Source organism: Ruminococcus hominis, from assembly GCF_014287355.1.
Lineage (GTDB): Bacteria > Bacillota > Clostridia > Lachnospirales > Lachnospiraceae > Schaedlerella > Schaedlerella hominis.
The window spans coordinates 476,197-496,018 of record NZ_JACOPE010000001.1 but is presented as its reverse complement, the minus strand read 5'-3'; the positions used below and the strand labels follow the sequence as shown (position 1 = coordinate 496,018).

General features: G+C 38.3%; 15 protein-coding genes, 1 pseudogene and 1 riboswitch. Of the genes and pseudogenes, 2 read left to right on the top strand and 14 right to left on the bottom strand.

Going from position 1 to position 19,822, the window contains the following annotated elements; genetic code table 11:
* Window positions 1-349: 349 nt before the first annotated feature.
* A pseudogene (locus H8S40_RS02175) lies at window positions 350-1,540 on the bottom strand (sirohydrochlorin cobaltochelatase); the annotation flags it as partial.
* Between the two features lie 102 nt (window positions 1,541-1,642).
* Window positions 1,643-1,831: riboswitch (cobalamin riboswitch) on the bottom strand.
* A gap of 136 nt (window positions 1,832-1,967) precedes the next feature.
* Entirely contained in the window at window positions 1,968-3,548 is a 1,581-nt protein-coding gene (locus tag H8S40_RS02170; protein ID WP_186864441.1) for a glucose-6-phosphate isomerase, read from the bottom strand.
* A gap of 231 nt (window positions 3,549-3,779) precedes the next feature.
* Between H8S40_RS02170 and H8S40_RS02165 the strand changes: the two genes are divergently transcribed.
* Complete coding sequence (locus tag H8S40_RS02165) at window positions 3,780-5,177, top strand: MATE family efflux transporter (RefSeq protein ID WP_186864440.1); 1,398 nt, start codon at window positions 3,780-3,782, stop codon at window positions 5,175-5,177.
* A 232-nt stretch (window positions 5,178-5,409) separates the two neighbouring features.
* Here the strand turns inward: H8S40_RS02165 and H8S40_RS02160 are convergent, their stop codons facing one another.
* From H8S40_RS02160 to H8S40_RS02115, 10 genes are all read right to left on the bottom strand, one after another.
* Window positions 5,410-7,488: a diguanylate cyclase gene (locus tag H8S40_RS02160; protein ID WP_243238165.1), complete on the bottom strand. Its 2,079-nt coding sequence runs from the start codon at window positions 7,486-7,488 to the stop codon at window positions 5,410-5,412.
* A 30-nt stretch (window positions 7,489-7,518) separates the two neighbouring features.
* The gene (locus H8S40_RS02155; protein ID WP_186864439.1) at window positions 7,519-9,747 is read right to left on the bottom strand and encodes an ATP-binding protein; all 2,229 of its coding nucleotides are present in this window, start codon (window positions 9,745-9,747) and stop codon (window positions 7,519-7,521) included.
* Window positions 9,731-10,546: a substrate-binding periplasmic protein gene (locus H8S40_RS02150; RefSeq protein WP_186864438.1), complete on the bottom strand. Its 816-nt coding sequence runs from the start codon at window positions 10,544-10,546 to the stop codon at window positions 9,731-9,733. The genes H8S40_RS02155 and H8S40_RS02150 overlap by 17 nt, the downstream gene beginning before the upstream one ends.
* Before the next feature lie 240 nt (window positions 10,547-10,786).
* Complete coding sequence (locus H8S40_RS02145) at window positions 10,787-11,539, bottom strand: TraX family protein (RefSeq protein WP_186864437.1); 753 nt, start codon at window positions 11,537-11,539, stop codon at window positions 10,787-10,789.
* Complete coding sequence (locus H8S40_RS02140; protein WP_118725054.1) at window positions 11,536-12,408, bottom strand: YitT family protein; 873 nt, start codon at window positions 12,406-12,408, stop codon at window positions 11,536-11,538. The genes H8S40_RS02145 and H8S40_RS02140 overlap by 4 nt, the downstream gene beginning before the upstream one ends.
* 14 nt (window positions 12,409-12,422) lie before the next feature.
* Window positions 12,423-12,578, bottom strand: coding sequence for a rubredoxin (locus H8S40_RS02135; protein ID WP_022075017.1), 156 nt, complete (start codon window positions 12,576-12,578; stop codon window positions 12,423-12,425).
* Between the two features lie 6 nt (window positions 12,579-12,584).
* Window positions 12,585-13,208 (bottom strand): flavin reductase, encoded by a 624-nt coding sequence (locus H8S40_RS02130; protein WP_022075018.1) that lies wholly within the window; start codon window positions 13,206-13,208, stop codon window positions 12,585-12,587.
* Between the two features lie 212 nt (window positions 13,209-13,420).
* Window positions 13,421-14,485: a zinc-binding alcohol dehydrogenase family protein gene (locus tag H8S40_RS02125; RefSeq protein ID WP_186864436.1), complete on the bottom strand. Its 1,065-nt coding sequence runs from the start codon at window positions 14,483-14,485 to the stop codon at window positions 13,421-13,423.
* 30 nt (window positions 14,486-14,515) lie between these two features.
* A complete protein-coding gene (locus tag H8S40_RS02120) occupies window positions 14,516-15,721 on the bottom strand; it encodes an MDR/zinc-dependent alcohol dehydrogenase-like family protein (RefSeq protein ID WP_117990170.1) in 1,206 nt (401 codons plus the stop codon).
* Window positions 15,722-15,731: 10 nt separating this feature from the next.
* On the bottom strand, window positions 15,732-16,610 hold the full coding sequence (locus H8S40_RS02115) for an amidohydrolase family protein (RefSeq protein ID WP_117990169.1): 879 nt from the start codon (window positions 16,608-16,610) through the stop codon (window positions 15,732-15,734).
* A gap of 139 nt (window positions 16,611-16,749) precedes the next feature.
* Here H8S40_RS02115 and H8S40_RS02110 point away from each other — a divergent pair, with 139 nt between their 5' ends.
* On the top strand, window positions 16,750-17,610 hold the full coding sequence (locus H8S40_RS02110; protein WP_118725057.1) for an AraC family transcriptional regulator: 861 nt from the start codon (window positions 16,750-16,752) through the stop codon (window positions 17,608-17,610).
* Window positions 17,611-17,652: 42 nt separating this feature from the next.
* On the opposite strand, the gene H8S40_RS02105 is transcribed toward H8S40_RS02110, so the two are convergent.
* Together H8S40_RS02105 and rfbD are read right to left on the bottom strand one after the other, a co-directional pair.
* Window positions 17,653-18,948, bottom strand: coding sequence for a dicarboxylate/amino acid:cation symporter (locus H8S40_RS02105; protein ID WP_186864435.1), 1,296 nt, complete (start codon window positions 18,946-18,948; stop codon window positions 17,653-17,655).
* A gap of 1 nt (window position 18,949) precedes the next feature.
* Complete coding sequence (rfbD, locus tag H8S40_RS02100) at window positions 18,950-19,801, bottom strand: dTDP-4-dehydrorhamnose reductase (RefSeq protein WP_186864434.1); 852 nt, start codon at window positions 19,799-19,801, stop codon at window positions 18,950-18,952.
* Between the last annotated feature and the right edge of the window lie 21 nt (window positions 19,802-19,822).

Below are 19,822 nucleotides of genomic sequence, written 5' to 3'. Positions count from 1 at the left end.
TTGTTCCAATTAAAGCAAGATCAAATTCTTTATCAAGTGCCGGAACGGGAACATCGAATCCATTCACCTCTTCGCTTGTTCCATCACTGTATTTTACTGTATCAGTCGTAGGTTCTAACAGCTTTGCTCCATCTTTCTGTGCATCTTCTGCTGTTCCCTCGAACAGATTTACAATATTTTTAGACACAAGACTGATATGGATTGTCATCTTACCATTTTTTACTGTTAGTGTTCCTTTTCCATCCATTGCCTCATTTACATGAAACATAGAACTGTCTGTATTAAATTCTGCTGTATATGTTCCATCTTCCAATGCTGTTTTTGATGTCTGCTCTGTTTTGATTCCTTCTGCGTCCATTGCTGCTTTTGTATGTGCCACATATAACTGCTGGATGTCAGAAATCTCTCCAAGGCCTGCAATCTGTGTCTCTACACTGTCAAATTCCTTAGATGCCTCAAACTGACTCTTCCATGAATCGTCATCATCACCTGCCATATCATTGTTTGCATGATCTCCAGCCACAACCATAAGTGGACGAAGGATTACGTTTTTATATCCTGCATCTTTTACTTTTTCAATCACTGCTTCACATGATGTATCTTCCGGCTCACCTTCTACTGTTCCGATAAATACATTCTTGTATCCAAGATTTTCCATCTGTGTCTGCATCTGTGAATAACTGATCTTTGCTGTATGAGATGTTCCGTGTCCCATAAATACAAATGCTGTTCCATCTTCAGCTGCTGCATCTAAGCTGTCATACTTTGCTGTTTTTACAGCTTCTGCTGTGATTGCTTTTGCTACAGCTTCTTTATCTTCATTGATTGCAGATGCATCTGACCCAACTTCTCCAAGAAGTGGTTCTGCAATTTTTACAGTTTCAAATTTATCCTGATATTTCTCAACTGCCTCTGTCAGTTCATCATATTCTGCTCCATGCATTAAATGTGTCGGCTGAATGATCAGATTCTTAACACCATTATCTACTGCACGGTCCAGTGCCTGTTCCACATTATCAATTTTCTCGTCATCACGAGCCTGTACATGATTGATAATAATCTGTGCTGTAAATGCTCTTCTTACGGACCAGTCAGGATAAGCTTCCTGAAGTGCCTTCTCCACACCACCGATATCTGCTGCACGGCTGTCATTGAATGATGTTCCAAAGCTTACTACTAAAAGCTCATTTTCTCCGATGTCATCTGCATTGAGAGGATCATCCTTTGATGCATCTCCTGTGTCTCTTCCAAAATAATCTGGATCTGCATTCTCTCCCTCTACCAATTCTTTCTGTGCATCCGTAAGTGCATCCCAGGCCTCTTTAGCCGCCTTACACTGCTCATCTGTTTTGTCTGTTCTTTCCTGTACATAAATGTCGTCGATCAGCTTTGCAACTTTATCGGCTGCCGCCTGATCACTGTCTTTTGTTGTATCCTCTGTTTTCGTGCTGTCTGTTGTTTTTGCAGAATTTCCACATCCACCTAACATAGATACACTCATTGCTGCTGCGATACATAAGATTACCAGTTTCTTTTTCATTGTTGTCCTCCTGTTTATAACTGTTTTTGCCATACATTTTATACAAATGCAATTTTTCGGAGTCTATTTCGTACTGCCAGTTCCTCGTGGCCTGAATATTCTATTCCTGTACTGTGAAAGGCAGGTCTCCCGGCTCATTGCTCAATCGCTTCTTTTCTCCTTCCCGGTTCCCCAGTGGAATATCGCATAAGCTCGCAAAATACGGTGACGAGTTCGTACAGGATTCTCACCTGTTTCCCTTTTCACCAGTCAAAATTACTTTTGACTGACACCTCACACATTTCTATGCAATTGTATTATTTTTTATGTAAAGCAGTATTATCTTAGCATGGGTGCCTTGTACTGTCAAATGAAAGCCAACGAAACAAAAAAGGCAGCGGCTCTTTTCTCATGAATAAGAGCCACTACCTTTTTACCTATCGGATTCTTAAATATTTAACAGATCACTAAATACTTTCAATGCTCCGTCTGTCTCGTGTGCAAGTACGCGTTTTGCAAGAACTTTACCAAGCTGTACACCTTCCTGGTCAAAGCTGTTTACATTCCATACAAATCCCTGGAACATAATCTTGTTTTCAAAGTGTGCAAGCAATGCTCCAAGAGCCTGTGGTGTCAACTGATCACCAACGATAATGCTTGATGGACGTCCACCTTCAAAGTTTTTATTACGATTCTCATCTTCTTTACCACATGCAAATGCTACAATCTGTGCAGCTACGTTCGCACATAATTTCTGCTGGCTTGTGCTATCCTGGATAACAACATCTGTACCAATCTGGCTGTTCTTAAATCCAACAAACTGAAGCGGCACGATATCTGTTCCCTGATGCAGAAGCTGATAGAATGAATGCTGTCCGTTTGTTCCCGGCTCACCAAAAATAACCGGACCTGTTACATAATCTATCGGCTCACCAAAGCGGTTTACTGATTTACCATTAGATTCCATATCAAGCTGCTGTAAATGTGCCGGGAAACGGCTAAGTGCCTGTGAATATGGAAGAACCGCTGTGCTTGGATAACCAAGTACATTTCTCTCATATACACCGATCAATGCATCCAGCATCTCCGGGTTCTGACGAATGTCTTTATTCATAGCAAGCTTGTCTTCTTCTGCTGCACCTTCCAGGAACTGTGCAAATACTTCCGGTCCAAATGCCAGTGATAATACAGCTCCTCCAACTGCTGATGTAGAAGAGAAACGACCTCCGATATAATCATCCATAAAGAATGCTGCAAGATAATCATCACTCTTAGCTAATGGGGATGTCTCACTTGTAACTGCGATCATATGTTTAGAAGCGTCTAATCCTGCATTCTTCAATGCATCTTTAACAAATGATTCATTTGTCAATGTCTCAAGTGTTGTACCTGATTTTGACACAAGTACGAAAATAGAATGTGCAACATCAATAGAATTCAGAACTGCTGCTGCATCATCCGGGTCTACATTACTGATGAATTTTGCTTCCATCTTAAATGTATTGTTCTTTTTAGCCCAGTTTTCAAGTGCAAGATACATCGCGCGAGGACCAAGGTCACTTCCGCCGATACCAATCTGAACAACTGTTGTAAATTTCTCTCCAGCTGCATTTGTAATCTCGCCTGCATGTACTTTATTTGCAAAGTCTGCAATCTTTTCCTGCTGTTCTACATAGAAAGCACGTTTATCTACTCCGTCTGCCTCTACTGCATCACCGAGCTGTCCGCGTGTCATGTGATGGAGAACAAGACGTTTTTCTCCTGTGTTAATTACTTCTCCGTTGTAAAGAGCTTCGAATTTTTCTGTCAGCTGTGCTTCTTCTGCCAATTTGCCAAGTGCTGCAAGTACCTCTTCGTCAACCTGTTTTGCTGCATAGTTGTATGCCAGTCCGGCTGCCATAGGTATACTGTAATTTTTTACTCTTTTTGCACCATTCTCTCCTGACATTACCTCTGCAAGTTTTACTTTATTTGTCTTTGCCAGTTCCTGATAAGAAGTAAGCTTATCTAAGTTGTTCCAAGTGATCATAATTAATCCTCCTATTTCTTACACCCTTTATTTTAACTCTCATCAATGTTTTGATTATACTCTTGTTTTGCTATAAATTCAAGATAATGCTAACATGCTTTCAAAATCTGTTTTCCTAAAAATGTACCTCAAAATATACACATAAAACCTTGCATGTTTTTTTTCACCCTGCTATGATAATTAATTAGTGTTTTTATACAACTTCAAAAAAATAACCACAAGGAGGAAAACATGAGTCAAGAAATGAAAACTGCCCCTGCAGCAGAAAATAAAATGGGAACCATGCCGATTGGTAAACTTCTGTTTAACATGTCTTTACCTATGATGATTTCCATGCTCGTGCAGGCACTTTATAATATTGTAGACAGTATTTTTGTATCTAAATTATCTGAAAATGCACTTACTGCCGTTTCGCTCGCCTTCCCTTTGCAGATGCTCTTAATCGCTGTTGCAACCGGTACCGGCGTCGGTATGAATGCATTGCTTTCCAAAGCACTTGGTGAGCGTCGTTCAGACGAAGTAAATCGAATTGCTTCCAATGCGGCATTTCTCTATTTTGTAAGTTACGTCGTAATTTGTATTCTCGGGTTTACTATTGTCAAACCATTTTACATGAGTCAGATGGGACATGCCGATGTTGAGATTATGGAGATGGGAATCGACTACTTAAGTACTGTTATGCTTTTTTCTTTCGGTTTACTTTCACAGATTTATTTTGAGCGTCTTCTGACTTCAACCGGAAAGACGATCTTCAGCATGACTTCACAGTTATGTGGAGCGATTACAAATATCATTCTTGATCCGATCTTAATTTTCGGATTATGCGGACTCCCTAAGATGGGTGTGACCGGTGCTGCTGTCGCAACCGTGATCGGACAATGCGTTGCCGCAGTCGTTGCCTTTACGTGCAATCACAAATACAACCACGAGGTAAAACTTATCTTCCGCGGTTTTCGTCCAAGCGGAAGAATTATCGGAACAATTTATGCGATTGGCATTCCTTCTATCATCATGCAGTCCATTGGTTCTGTTATGACATACTCCATGAACCGTATTTTGATTGAATTTTCTTCAACTGCCACTGCTGTTTTTGGTGTGTACTTCAAACTACAAAGCTTCTTCTTTATGCCTGTATTTGGTTTAAACAATGGTATTACTCCAATCATTGCATTCAACTATGGTGCACAAAACAGAAAACGTATGGTTAAAACAATTAAATTAAGTATGATTACTGCATTCTGCCTGACATTTATCGGATTCCTTTGTTTTGAATTTATTCCTCAGGCATTGCTTGGAATGTTTAGTGCATCCGCAGATATGCTCAAAATCGGCGTCCCTGCACTTCGGATCATCGGTATCCATTATCTGATCGCATGGTTCTGCATCATCTGCGGTACCGTATTCCAGGCTCTTGGAAAAGCAGTATTCAGCATGATCGTATCCATTATGCGTCAGCTTATTATTTTGGTTCCTGCAGCCTATATTTTATCTAAGCTTGGAGGACTCCACGCGGTATGGTGGTCTTTCCCTATTGCAGAAATTGTATCCCTTACGGTTTCATTATTCTTTCTTTTCCGAATTTATCGTACTATTATTTCAACGATTCCGGACGGAAGTGATATTTTATAAAAAAAGAAACGCACTTGTAAGACATTCAAAACTTACAAGTGCATTTTTTATCTCAGTCGAGAAGACTCCCACCTCTTCAGGTGGTGAGTAATAGCAAATTTGTCTCAGTGGGAGTCCAATCTCCGACTGAGATAAACGCTCCGCGAGGATGCGCAGTGATTCTGATAGGAATATGTCAGCTTCGCTGACCAGAATCACGCGCCAAGTCTCACGGACGTTCGACTTGAATTTATTATTTATCTGCCAGATGCTGCGTATAATTTTTTAATTCATCTTGAATCTCAACCAGACATTTAATAAGCAATGGGTTAAATGCTCCACATTCACCATTCTGAATCATCTGAATAGCTGTTTCATGTGAAAATGCTTTCTTATAACATCGCTCGCTGGTCAAGGCATCATATACATCTGCCATCGAAACGATCTGGGCACTGATTGGAATCTCATCTTCCTTCAATCCATCCGGATACCCCCGACCATTCCATCGTTCATGATGCCACCTTGTGATTTCATATGCTGTATGCAGCAAAGGCTCAAATTGAAAGTTATCCAGCTTAGTCAATATCTCTGCTCCGCACATACTATGTGTCTTCATAATCACAAATTCTTCATCTGTCAGTTTTCCAGGCTTATTGAGAATTCTTTCATCGATTGCGATTTTCCCTATATCATGAAGCGCCGATGCAAGAGGAATATTTTCTTTCTCTTCCGGACTGATATCATATTTATTCGTAACCTTAAGTAAATGCTCCAGCATCATTTCCGTAATCATACGGATATGACGAACATGATCTCCGCTTTCTCCGTTACGGAATTCAACAATCTGACTTAAAACACCTACTAACGTAGACGTATTGTGTTCACGTTTCTGTATCTGTTCCGAAACCATTTTTACCAGTCTTCGTTGTTTCGAATAAAGTTTTATCGTGTTCATTACGCGTCGATAAACAACCCTTGCATCAAATGGTCGATTAACATAGTCTGACGCTCCCAGGTCATACGCTCTTCGAATGGCCTCTTCTGAATCCTCACTGGAAATCATAATAACAGGAACATCCTCTATCATTTGATTTTCATTCATCGCACGTAAAACTTCAAATCCATCCAACACCGGCATATTTATGTCCAGCAGTACTAACGCGATATCCTTTTTATTTTTATAAAGTATGTTCAAACACTCCTGTCCATCTTTTGCCTCCAATATCCGATAATCATCTTCCAATATTACAGACAGCAGTTCTCGATTCATCATAGAATCATCTACGATTAAAATTTGTTGTTTGATATTTTCCTGCACAGAAGTATGTAAATATTGTTTTTCTCCCTCTTGATATACAACAACTTCGTCCTTTTTATTCTTTGCCTGATACATTAACTGGTCGACATAGCACACGACATCTTCTATCGCATCTTCCTTATTTTTTATCGTTCCGCCTATACTCAAAGACAGATGTAAATATGAATATCCCGGAATTACTACATTCCGTACTTTATCCCGAATCTGATTCAATTTATTTTTCAAAGCTTCTTCCTGGACATCTGAAAGAATCAGTAAAAATTCATCCCCACCATATCGGATCAACATATCCTCCTCCCCGATACAAGATAAAACCACCTCTGTGGCAGTCTTGAGTGCAACATCACCAACATGATGTCCATATGTATCATTACTGACCTTAAAATCGTCCAGATCCATTAAGGCAATTCCGGCATTCTCAACAGAGTTTTTTACAACTTCTTCATAGTATCGTCGATTAAATGCTCCGGTCAGTGCATCGCGATATATTTTATTATTGTAATTTTTTTCTCTTTTTAACAGTCTTTCCAGTTCTTTGTTTTTCTGTTCCAACTCTTTTTTATATTGCTCCAGATGATATTGCTCTGTCCTGTCAAGCACGTAATTAATTGCCAGAACATCTCCTGTTTCTTCATCCTCAAAGAGTGCCATATGATTTTCCGCAAGCATTGGTTCATATGTTACTGTTCTTGTCCAGTAATAAAATGTAATGTGCTGCTCTCCCTTGTAAAAACGTTCTAAAAGTTTCTCTCGGTTCACAGTTTCCAAAAATTCTTCTCTTCCCTCTTCCGGAATTGTTAAAGCCCATATCTTGACCAGTTCTGAAAAACTGGAATTTTCCGGCATTCCCAATTGTTCGTTTAAATCATATTCTACTCCGTCCAGTACCTGATACATAACCCCCGGCACCAGGTCCTTCGTAAGATTTATTCTACAATATCCATCCGCAATTGCAAAAACCGCCTGCTCTAAAAATTGATTATTTAAATTAATCCTTTTCTTATTTTTGTCCATCTTTGCCACAACTTCCTTGTCTAAGACTATTTATATTTCATTCTCATCACTTCTAACGTGTATTTCATTTTCTGCTTTATTTCCTCTGTTTTTCTTAGTGATAACCTTGAAAACAGTCTCAACCAGCACTTCCCTATTCAATGGTTTTGCTATATGCGCATCCATTCCCGCTTCTTTTGCTTTCATCTTATCATCTGTAAATGCATTGGCTGTCATTGCTATGATCGGTATTGTCTTTGCATCTGCTCTGCCCATTTTTCGAATCGTTTCTGAAGCAGTTAATCCGTCCATAATCGGCATCATTACATCCATAAGAATTGCATCATATGTCCCAACGGAAGATTTTTCAAAATAATCCACCGCTTCTTTTCCATTTTTCACCTTTGTCACCACAGCGCCTTCATCTGTTACAATAAACTCCGCAATTTCCATATTCAGCTCATTATCTTCTACAAGCAAAATATGCAATCCATGAAGAGATGCCGCAGTTTTTTCTTCTTTTTCCATCCTGTCAGTCTCGGTATCAATCTTAAACGGAATCTGAATTACAAATGTAGTTCCGACTCCTTCTTCACTTTCAAACTGAATCGTTCCACCCATTTTTTCTACGAGACTTTTTGTAATTGGCATTCCAAGTCCTGTTCCACCATATTTAGAACGGCTTCCTGCATTTTCCTGTGCAAATGGTTCAAAAATCACTTTCTGAAATTCTCTGCTCATACCGATTCCGGTATCTTGACAGATGAATTCAATCATCGTCATGCCTGCCTGATTATAAGGAACTTCTCTGCATTGAATACAAATACTTCCATTATCCTTATTGTATTTCACCGCATTACTCAGAATATTCATCCATACCCTTTTCACATGTGCCGGACTGCCAATCAGATTCCAATGAGTTATTTCCTGTTTTTCCCGAATCAGCTTAATATTTCTCTCCTCTGCCAACAACTCAATTACTGTCAGTACCTCTTCTGAAATATTATGCAAATCAAACGGACTCTCTTCCAAAGTAACTTCACCGGATTCCAGCTTACTCATATCCAGAACTTCATTTACCAATCCCAATAATAAATTCGAAGCTTCTTTGATTTTTTCACGACATTCTGTCTGTTTATCCAAATCCTCTGCATAATGTTCCGCCACATCAAGCATGCCGCAGATTCCATTAATCGGAGTACGGATGTCATGGCTCATTCGCTGGAGGAACTCAGTTTTTGCTCTGTTCGCAGCTTCCGCTCTTTTTGCTGCCTTAAGAAGCTCTTCTTTATACTTCTCCTCTTTTTCTCTTTCTTGTTTTTCTCGCTCCGCACTTGCTTTCTGTATCCTCACCCATGAAACACTAAGCAAAAGCAAATATAAAAACGTCACAAAAATTACATTTAACGGAAGATCCTGAAATATTTTTTTATCCGGAATATATGCATAAATGTAATAATCTCTTTGTTTTAGCATAATTCCATAACATCCGGTTCCTTCATTTTTCAAATGAAAAATATGATGACTATCCGTATGCTGTTTCATTGTCTGGACAACCTCATTTTCAGCTGTAGACTGTCCTAACAGATTTTCGTCGTTGCTGGCAATAATCATCCCGCTATCTGCAACAACAATTGTTCCGTCCTTTTCCGTACTGTAACCATTTAAAAGGCTCTGCATTGTCAATGTATAATTTCGCATATATTCTGACGGAGTATAATAATATATAGCAACCACTCCCGGAGCGTCTTTTCTGGCACAGGCTGCAAGATCAATACAACTGCCATCATCAAGATTGATTCTCTCAGAATACGAACGTTCTTCATATTCTATATAATCCATAATGACATCTTTTTGTAAATAACGAACTGCTTTTTCCGTATATTTTTCGTTTGCACTATATTCACAAACTACACTTCCATCTGCATTAAGTACAAGAATCCCATCCACCCACAGTGTCTGCAAATTTTCTTTTAATAATTCCTGGCTTAACTGCCCGCCATTTTCTATCTCAATATCGATGTTCGTGCTCATCTGACGAGCACTCTCAATCGATCTAAGAAGACTTTTGGATTCTGTAGCCTCATTATAATGTGTATAAGTAGAACACTGAACCTTGACGTAATTTACAATCTCAACCAGTCTTTGCTCCACTTCTGTCTTTTCCTTATGAAAAAAATACAATACAGAGGCTGCCACTACGCAGACACCTATCAAAGCCCCAAACATCCAGAAGCGCTTTTTCATTTCTTTTGGGTTTCTTTTAATACTCAAAACCATCCACCTCCAGATATTTTTCCGGGTCATCCAGATATTTTCCGATTATTTTCAACGATGTCCCATCCTGCCGCATTTCTTCTAATATCTGATCCAGCTCTTCACAAATGCCTCTGTCATCATTTTTAGCAAATGCAACACCTATTCCAACTGTCATCAATGGTTCTTCTAAAATACGAAAGTTTGTATCATAATCTTTCATATACTGTACAATAGACTCTTCATGTGCTGCTACTGCATCTACATAACCTTTTCCAAGAAAAGAGTAGATTAGTTCTCTATGACCAAGACTGATCAAATTAGCAAGCTTCGGAATTCTCTCATCCGTTCGTTTCAAAAAGATACCTTCCGGCTTAGTCGTTGACTGAACTGCAACATTTTTTCCTTCCAAATCTTTCAGTTCATAAATGTCACTGTTTTCATTCACCGCAACCACCTGACGACTTGATATATATGGTCCTGCCCAGCGGTACTCATCCAGTCTTCCTTCCATGGAAAAGCATCCCATAATACAGTCAATTTCGCCACTTTCCACCAGTTCCTTTTTCTTCTCCCAGTTAATCTGTACAACATCTACCTGATATCCCATCCTTTCAAATGCTTCCGTTGCCAAATCTACATCAATTCCTGTCGGAATTCCATCTTCATTCAGATAATTATATGGGGGATAGCTATCACTTCCAAGTGTAATTGTAGGCTTATTTTTTTCTTTTTTTTGATGCACTGATTCACTGCATCCTGTAAAAGATGTAATTAATATACCCACAAGCAGCATCCCTGCAATAATTCTTCTTCCTTTCATGTTGTTCCCACCTTGCTGTTTTTTATTCCTTCAGTTTCATTCAAATTAACTCTTCAAACCCAAAAGATGCATTGTCCTTCCAGACAATGCATCTTACACATTACAATTAGCTATTATTCTATAGACATGTAACGTTTCGTCTTAGACTTTCAACTGACTCAATTATTTTTTTAATAATTATACAGTTTCTGTATGAAAAAGTCCATTCCTTTTTTTATCTTCTTATTGTTCTTCTTATTGTTAATTTACACACTCCAATATCAACACAAGCACTAACATATGCACCGGATAAAACGCATAACAACTATACTGGAATAACTTGCTGTGATATCCCTGACGTCCACGATATAGCCAGATAGGAATCAAAGCCAGCAGTGCTAATCCTTGCTGGCAAAATTCAAATTTCACACCAAACAATTGGACCGGATACATCAAGCCTCCTAGTAATTCTATATTTATCCAATAAAGTGTAAGAAATTGCCCTAACAGACACCACCATTTTCGTCCTCTAAAAAAATAGAAAAGAAACACTGTCAGAACCCCAGCACCATAGTAATCTACCATGCATATTGTTCCCAGCATCATTCCCACTACAACAACAATAATTGCTATCGGTAAATACACCCATTTCTTTTGTATTTTCCGTGTTTTCTCCATCAAATAGATTCCAAGCAGTCCTATAAGGAACGTCCATATAACATTTTGATGGACCGGATAAAACCATGTTCCTCCATACATCAAATCAAATGGTATCTCTGAAAGTAACGCAAACAAAAACAATCTGGAAATATATTTTTTTAGGTTATGAGTATAAAAATATCCTTCCACCGTCATAAAAGCAAATATCGGAAAGGCCAGTCTCCCTGCACAAGTCAGCCACTCTTGAGCCGGAAAAAGTGTCGCCCATAGATGATCCATTAACATAAGTGTCATGGCAATAACATGTAATACCGCTGCACTGATATCTATCTGACTAAATTTGAATGATCTCATTTTGCTGGAGCTCCAATCGTTTTAGGCTGATAACGCATATCTGCCACCGTATACACTGTAATAAATGCCTTAGGATCGAGTTTATTAATATAACTCATCAACTTCTGATACTCGTTTTTATCTACAATAGTGATAATCTCATGTCTCTTATCCATATTATAAGCACCAAATGCTTCATATATTGTTGCTCCGCTATGCAGATCATGGATAATAAACTGGCGAAGTTCTTCTTCATACTGAGTAATAATGCAAACTCGCCTCTTCAGATTTTGACCAAAGATAAAATGGTCTACTACCATACCATTGAAATATGTACCCAGAACACTTAGGACAACTGTCTTCTTATCATACACAAGTGCCGCTGACAATGCCACACACATCCCGGCTAATGACATAGCTTTTCCCATCTCTATATGCAAATATTTATTCATGATCTTCGCTACAATATCAAGACCTCCGGAAGATGCATTCATATTAAAAAGAATACTCAGACCTATGCTGACTACTAAAACATAACAAAGCACATCCAATTCCTGACTATCTGTCAATGAGCCGATATCCGGAAGAATACGTTCAAATATCCATAAAAAAAACGGCAATGCAACACTGGTATAAACCGTCTTTGTCCCAAATTCTTTACCGCATGTAATAAATCCAATCAACAGAAGTACTACATTCATAACCATTGTAATCACAGAGAGTGGCAATGGTATAAAATTTGTAAGGATGATTCCCAGACCTGAAATACTACTAACCGAAGTGTGGCTGGGAACCAAAAAGAAATATACCGCCGCAGCAATAATAAATACTGCTACAGTCAATGTAACTATCTCCCTTACAAGGTTTTTATAATCAATTTGTTTTTCCATTCTACTAAAAATTCTTATTCTTCTGAGAATTGATCCTTTCCGGCCATACATAACGGACATTCAAAATCTTCCGGCACATCTTCCCATTTTGTTCCTGGTTCAATACCGCCTTCTGGATATCCCTGCTCCTCATCATATTCCCATCCACATAAATCACATACATACTTCATAATTCATTATCTCCTTTCATATATTGGCTCGAAATCACTGATATCGTGTCCACAAAGAGGACATGTATAATCAGGTGGAAGCTCACTTCCTTCATAGACATAATTACAAATCTTACATCTCCAGCCAACAATCTTCTTATCCTGAGGTATCTCTTTCTTCTTTGGTTTTACGCGATTCTGATAATCAGCGTAAGTAAGTGGTTCGTTCTCATTCAACAACTTCGCATCTGTCACTTCTGCAATAAACAATGTGTGTGTGCCAAGATCCTGCTGTTCTAAAACTTTCCCGCTAATAACAGCACATGTCTGATATCCCAAATATGGTATATCGTTATGATCAACCGGCAACGAAAGATCTTTCATTTTATCCACATCTCTTCCTGACTGAAAACCAAAATGCTTAATTGTCTCAAAAGAACAATTCACATCCAGCAGACTCAATGCAAATATACCACTCTCTTTAATTAAATCACAGGTATAATTACTATTCAAAACGGATATTGCAATTCGAATTGGATTGTTCGCTACCTGCATACAAGTGTTTGTAATACAACCATTCACTTTCTCACCAGAACGAGTAGACAACATAAATACTCCATACGACAGATTATAAAGTGCTTTTTTCTCCATGCGACATACCTCCTTTGTTTATTATAGTAATAATTACTATTATTACTATCTTTAATATAACTCACTTTTATAGTATTGTCAACTGCGAATTTTATTATTCTTACGTTGCTACTGTAATGCAAAAAGAAAGAGGAAAACGACCCCTGCCGATTTCCTCTATTATAGCATCTATTTCATAAGTAAACCTACTATTTTATTTTAATTTTTTACTCCTATGAAGGATCAGAAAAGTGAATTAATACTTTCAGTTTACTGCCGCCATATTTACTAAACTCTTCAAACGCCCTGTCTGCTTCATCCAATTCATATTCTGATTTCTTCTTCACATCTGTCGAATCTGGATTCATTACAATCTTTTCCAAATCAATTTCTCCACTTTTTACTAAATCAATCAGTTCTGTAAAATCTGCTTTCAACGCATTTCTTGATCCGAATATATTTAACTCCTTTTTCTGGATTAATGTAAAATTGAAATCCAGATTTTTCTTGCCTACTCCAATCAGAACTATACGTCCGCCATAGGCTGCCGCATCAATACAATTCTGGAATGTAGACGGAAGTCCGACAGCTTCAATACAAACATCAAATCCATGATGCTCCCCTGTAATTTCATTTACACGGTTCATAAACTCTTCCTTGCTGTCATTCTTTATCATACCGGCAAGTCCAAATGTTTCATATGCATATTGAAGTTTCTCTTCGGCAACATCTACAATGTATACTTCTCCACCTTTTGCTTTTGCGGCAATTGCAGCAAGAACACCGATTGTTCCTGCACCGATGACAAGCACTTTATCGCCTTTTTTTACATCTGCTCTTGATACCCCATGATAACTGATACAAAATGGTTCAATCAGTGCAAGCTGTTTTGGATTCAATCCTTTTCCATCATAAATCCGCTCAATCGGCATTGTGATATACTCGGAAAATGCTCCGTCTCTCTGTGCCCCCATTGTTTCATTGGATTCACAGCAATTTACCAGTCCTCTCTCACAAGAGTAACATTTCTGGCAATTGAAATATGGATTGCAGGTTACGATCATTCCCGGCTTTAATCCTCTGTCATTTTCACCGATTTCTACAATCTGCGCAGAAAACTCGTGTCCCGGTATTCTCGGATAGCTTGCATATGCGAAAGTTCCGCGATATGTACCCAGATCACTTCCACAAATTCCACCATATAATAATTTTAATAATGCCTCTCCCTCTTTTACTTTCGGCATTTCAGTTTCTGTAACTGCAACCTTTCCCGGTTCAGAAATTATAATTGTTCTCATGTTTTTTCCTTCCTCCTTACGTTCTTTTATTTAACGTTCTCTATCAACATATTTTTCATTCCATATAACTGCGGTTTTCATTGGTGCACCTTTTGCATAAATTTTATTTTCATATGCATCAATCGGATCCTCTGTAAATTCATCTTTGTCTATCAATTCAACGATTTCATCATAGCAGCTGTTTTGAAGTATCTGAATAGCCTCCTCCATATGATCCTGACGGAAATTTATGGAGCCGAATATCACCTGATTTTTAAATCCGAATGGCATTGTATCGACTGTAATTTCCGGTCCCAATGAGAAAGAATTATAAATACCATTACAGCCTAGTACACCATATTGGAATGCAATTTCATGTTCAATCGCTGCTCCGCTGGAACCGATAAATACAGTTGCGGTACCACCCAATTTTTCTTTAATTGCATCTGCAAGTTCTTCTTTTGTATCAAATGCACTTCTGACATAAGATGCCCCTGCCTGTTTTAGCGCAAATGCGACTTTTGGACTGTTTTCTTCACTTCTTGCCACGAAAACAATCTTCGCCTCCGGATATTTCTGACGAATCAAATCTCCGATAAACATACCTGTTGTTCCAAGCCCGAAAATACATACTCTGTCAAAGGTTTCCTTCTTCGCAATTTTTCTTGCCTCTTCTTCGCTGCATTTATATTGAGCCATTTTCACTCTGAAATTCTGAGCCTCTCCTATATCTTCCATTCGTTCTCTCTGGAAAATCATACAGGCATATGGGTCACTGAATACCAGCTTCTTACATAGATTAAGAGAGATTTTTCCATCCTTCACATAACCATCCGGGATTTTCAATAGCATGTCGGGATTGTAATAATTTTTATCTGAAAACAAACCATCAGCCTGATCACATCCATATTCAAAATACGTTTCTTCTTCTGTATATCTGGTTGGATCATAGCTGTTTCCGCCACGGATCAACACGATTGCAAAACGCTCTTGTGACGGTACCCATACAACGCCCTCATGACCATTGATCAATCTGTTACAGCCTTCCGGAAATTTAGGTTTTAATTTTCCTTCTCGCCCCATATTCATCAATGTGTAATCTGTTCCGCAAAATCCAACCAGAACACTCTCTGCAATCACACCTTCTTTTTCTTCCTCTCCTCTTAATCGTCTTCTTGGGATATTATTAATTTCAACATCTCCATATACCAATGGATTCTCTTCGCTATTCTGAAAATATGTTCCTTTTACAATCATCTTATTTCTCCTACTCAACCATGTTAATTATTTTTTCCGGAACTTCTAATTCTGGAAAACCATAAAATCCTTTTGCATTTTCTCCTAAGATTTTTTTCTTTTCTTCATCCGATAAAGCAGTCGATTTTTCTATAAAATCTTTACTCATCCCATAAGTTATGGCGGTCATTGTACGCGGGTAATCACTTCCCCACATCAATTTTTCAACTCCGCAAATTTCTATCGCCTTGCGTATCGCCTTGACAGCAGATGGATATGGATAAAATTCTTTGTGAAATAACCATGTAATTCCGCCACTTTCAATATAAACATTTTTATGCTTTGCCAATGCAATCTGCTTCTCCCAGCCTTCTACCGTGACCATTCCAAAATGTCCGATAGCAATCCGCAGATTCGGATGCATCTCAATCAATTTTTCCATATCACCTACTTGAAGCTCTCCATCCGCCATATCGATTGAAATAAATTTATTCAGCTTGTCTGCTTTTTCAAAAATATCTTTATGATGTAACAAGTTTTGATCTTTTAATCTGCCCGCACAAATTTTAATCCCATCAAACTGTTCTATCCATTTATCGTCTATTTCTTTTTCTTCATACAGACAACAAATTTTTATTCTTTCCGGATATTTCTTTCTACATTCTAATAAATATGCATCCTGATTACCATCGATATACTCTTGCGTCACCACGCATCCACTGACTCTCGCATAATCCATATTTGCAATCAGCATTTCTACTGTATTACTTCCATCCAGCATATAGGGTGGCATCATTTGACGTATCGCACCGCCAAAATCACTTTTTCCTCCGCTTAATGCAAAGACTGGTTTTCCATTTACACATCCCGATTGTTTTTTCCAGAGATGTAAATGTGCATCAATAATCATCGTCATCCTCCTTTTTGTTTTTTTCTATCTTGTTCTTGATTTCATTATAAAATCTATAGTACGATAATAATATTGGAACAGCAGACAAAATAGATATATTCATGTCCGATTAGCGTACTTTCAAAAAGGAGTCTACAGTATGAAAAATGATAACTTATATATTACATTTTCGATAGGTGATTATCAGATCAATATATTGAAATTTACATATGAATGCCAGACGTGGAATACACCTTCACATGCACATAGCTCGAACAGCTATGAGATCCATTATATTCCAAAAGGTAAGGGAACATTGATCAGCAATCAATGCTCCTATGAATTATATCCAAATATACTCTATACAACCGGTCCTCATATCGAGCATCAACAATATTCCGACTCAGATGATCCGACATATGAGTATTGTATTTATTTAAGAATTGAAAAAGCACACGACACAAAAAAGAACTCTTCCGAAAACGCTATTATAGAACCATTTTTACATTATCCGTTCTGGTACGGAAAGGACTGTGCTAAGTTGCAAGCTACCCTCGAAGCAATTTATCAGGAGTTTTCTGCTCCCGGCTCCGCCGCCACTATCATGTTGCGTGCTCTTTTTATGCAGTTCCTGGTTAAAATACTGCGAAACTACGAACCGGCTTCAAATGCTGCTATCACATATATTCCGATTCCTTTGGTGAAAGCTTATATCCTCATTGAAGATAGCTTTTTACTGGAATACGATACAATTACATTAAATGAATTATCACGCCGTTTAGGATTAAGCACCAGACAGACCAGTCGGATTCTCTTTAATCGATATGGACAAAACTTTCTCCAAAAAAGGACAGAAGCCAGAATGGCTGCAGCTGTTACATTTTTAAAGGAAGGTAAGCTTTCAATTTCTGAAATCTCCGACCGGTTGGGCTATTCTTATCCGAACCATTTTCATACCGCTTTTAAAAATTATTATAAAATGACAGTTTCTGAGTATAAACAAAACATTTTACAAATTTAAACAGGGAGATGATTCGAGTACCCCGAATCATCTCCCTGTTATTTATTCTGTCTCATAAAATACTTTTTTATCTAACGCTTTATTCTGATGTGCAACAATTGTTGTACATACTGCATCACCAGTGATATTAACAGCTGTTCTTGTCATATCCAGAATACGGTCGATACCCATGATCAGACCAATTGCCTCTACCGGAAGTCCGACAGAATTAAATACCATTGTCAGTGTAACCAGACCAACGCTTGGTACTCCGGCTGTTCCGACAGATGCAAGTGTTGCTGTTCCGATTACTGTAATATAATCTGCCATGCTCAAATGGATTCCAAATGCCTGTGCCGCAAACACAACTGCAACTCCCTGCATGATGGATGTACCATCCATATTGATGGTTGCTCCAAGTGGAATCGTAAATGAAGAAATCTTCTTAGAAACTCCGACCTTCTTAGAAAGTGTATCGATAGAAAGTGGAATGGTTGCATTTGATGTCGCTGTAGAGAATGCAAATGCCATAACCGGGAAGAATTTCTTGATAAAACGGATTGGGTTCAATCCTGTAAAAATCTTCAAAAGGATCTGATATACTCCAAGGCACTGAATTGCAAGTGCTAAAAGTACTGCAAGCATATATTTTGCAAGTGGAATAAATGCACTAAATCCAATATTTGCAAATGTTCTGCTAATCAGACAGAATACACCGATTGGTGCCAGACTCATGATCATCATTGTCATTTCCATCATGATATCATTAAACTGACTGAAGAAGTTTGCAACTGTCTCTGCACGTTCTCCCATTTTTGCAAGAATAACACCAATGATCAGCGCAAAAACGATAACCTGAAGCATTGTTCCGCTTGCCAGTGAATTGATCGGATTATCCGGAATAATATTTAAAATTGTATCCGTCAGTGAAGTTGCTTCCATTGTCTCGACAGTAGAAGCACTTGTCTGGATCGCACTCATGTCAAGCCCGATACCAGGATTAATCAAATTACCAACTGACAATGCTACTGTTACAGCAAGTGCTGTTGTGGCAAGATAAAAAATCAAAGTTCTGACACCGACTGTTCCAAGCTTCTTTGTGTCTCCGATGGCCATACTTCCACACACAAGAGAACAAAATACAAGTGGTACAACAAGCATTTTCATCAGACGGATAAATCCCTGCCCGACTACATAAAGCACACCTTCTACAATAATATCATGTTTAATCTTGCTGTCAGGAATCAGATAACAAAGTACAATTCCAAAAACAGCACCTAAAAGCAAAGCTATGAAGATCTTCGTCGTCAGTCCGATCTTTTTCTCTTTCTTTTTTTCTTTCACATTCTTGTTTTTCATCCTATTTCTCCGTTCTTTCATTCATATATTCTTCTAATGACGCTTTCCAATCTGGCATATCATACATATCGATAATACGAAGAATAAAATTATCCAATACCGCATATGGTGGTCTTACCGCTGAAAGATCCGACTGTTCTGTCGGAACCGCCTTTAATTCAATTTCCTTTCCTGACAACCTAAGGATTTCCTTTGCAAATTCATGTCGGTTGCAGACTCCGCTACAAGTTACATGGTAAGTACCATATTCATTTGTATTAATTAAATACAGTATCATTCTTGCAAGATCTTTTGCACTTGTCGGCGAACCAAACTGGTCTGCTGCTACAGAAAGGGCATTTCCCTTTTCTGCCGCTTCCAATACCTGATTCACGAAATTCTGTCCTACTTTTCCGTAAACCCAGTTGCTACGGATAACAAAATGTTTGTGTGTAAATTCCTTTACATAGTTTTCTCCTGCTCTTTTAGAGGATCCATAAACAGTCAACGGATTTGTATCATCAAATTCTGTATATGGCTTCTTACTCTTTCCGTCAAATACATCATCTGTCGAAAGCTGAACAATCTTCGCACCATTTTTTCTTGCAACAATACTTAAATTTCTCGCTCCAAGTGCATTCACCCGATAAGCAAGCTCCGGTTCTTCTTCACACAACTGTGTATCTGTAACACCGGTACAGTTGATAATCACATCCGGACGGTTTACAATACCAAAATTGAGCACTTCTTCTGTATCTGTTATGTCCAGTTCGTCTTTATCTGTATTCAATACTTCAATCTCTAATGGGTCGAGGACCTCATTCAACGCATGTCCGATCTGTCCGTTCGATCCTGCTATCCATACTTTAATCATCTCTCATCCTCCTTAAATTTA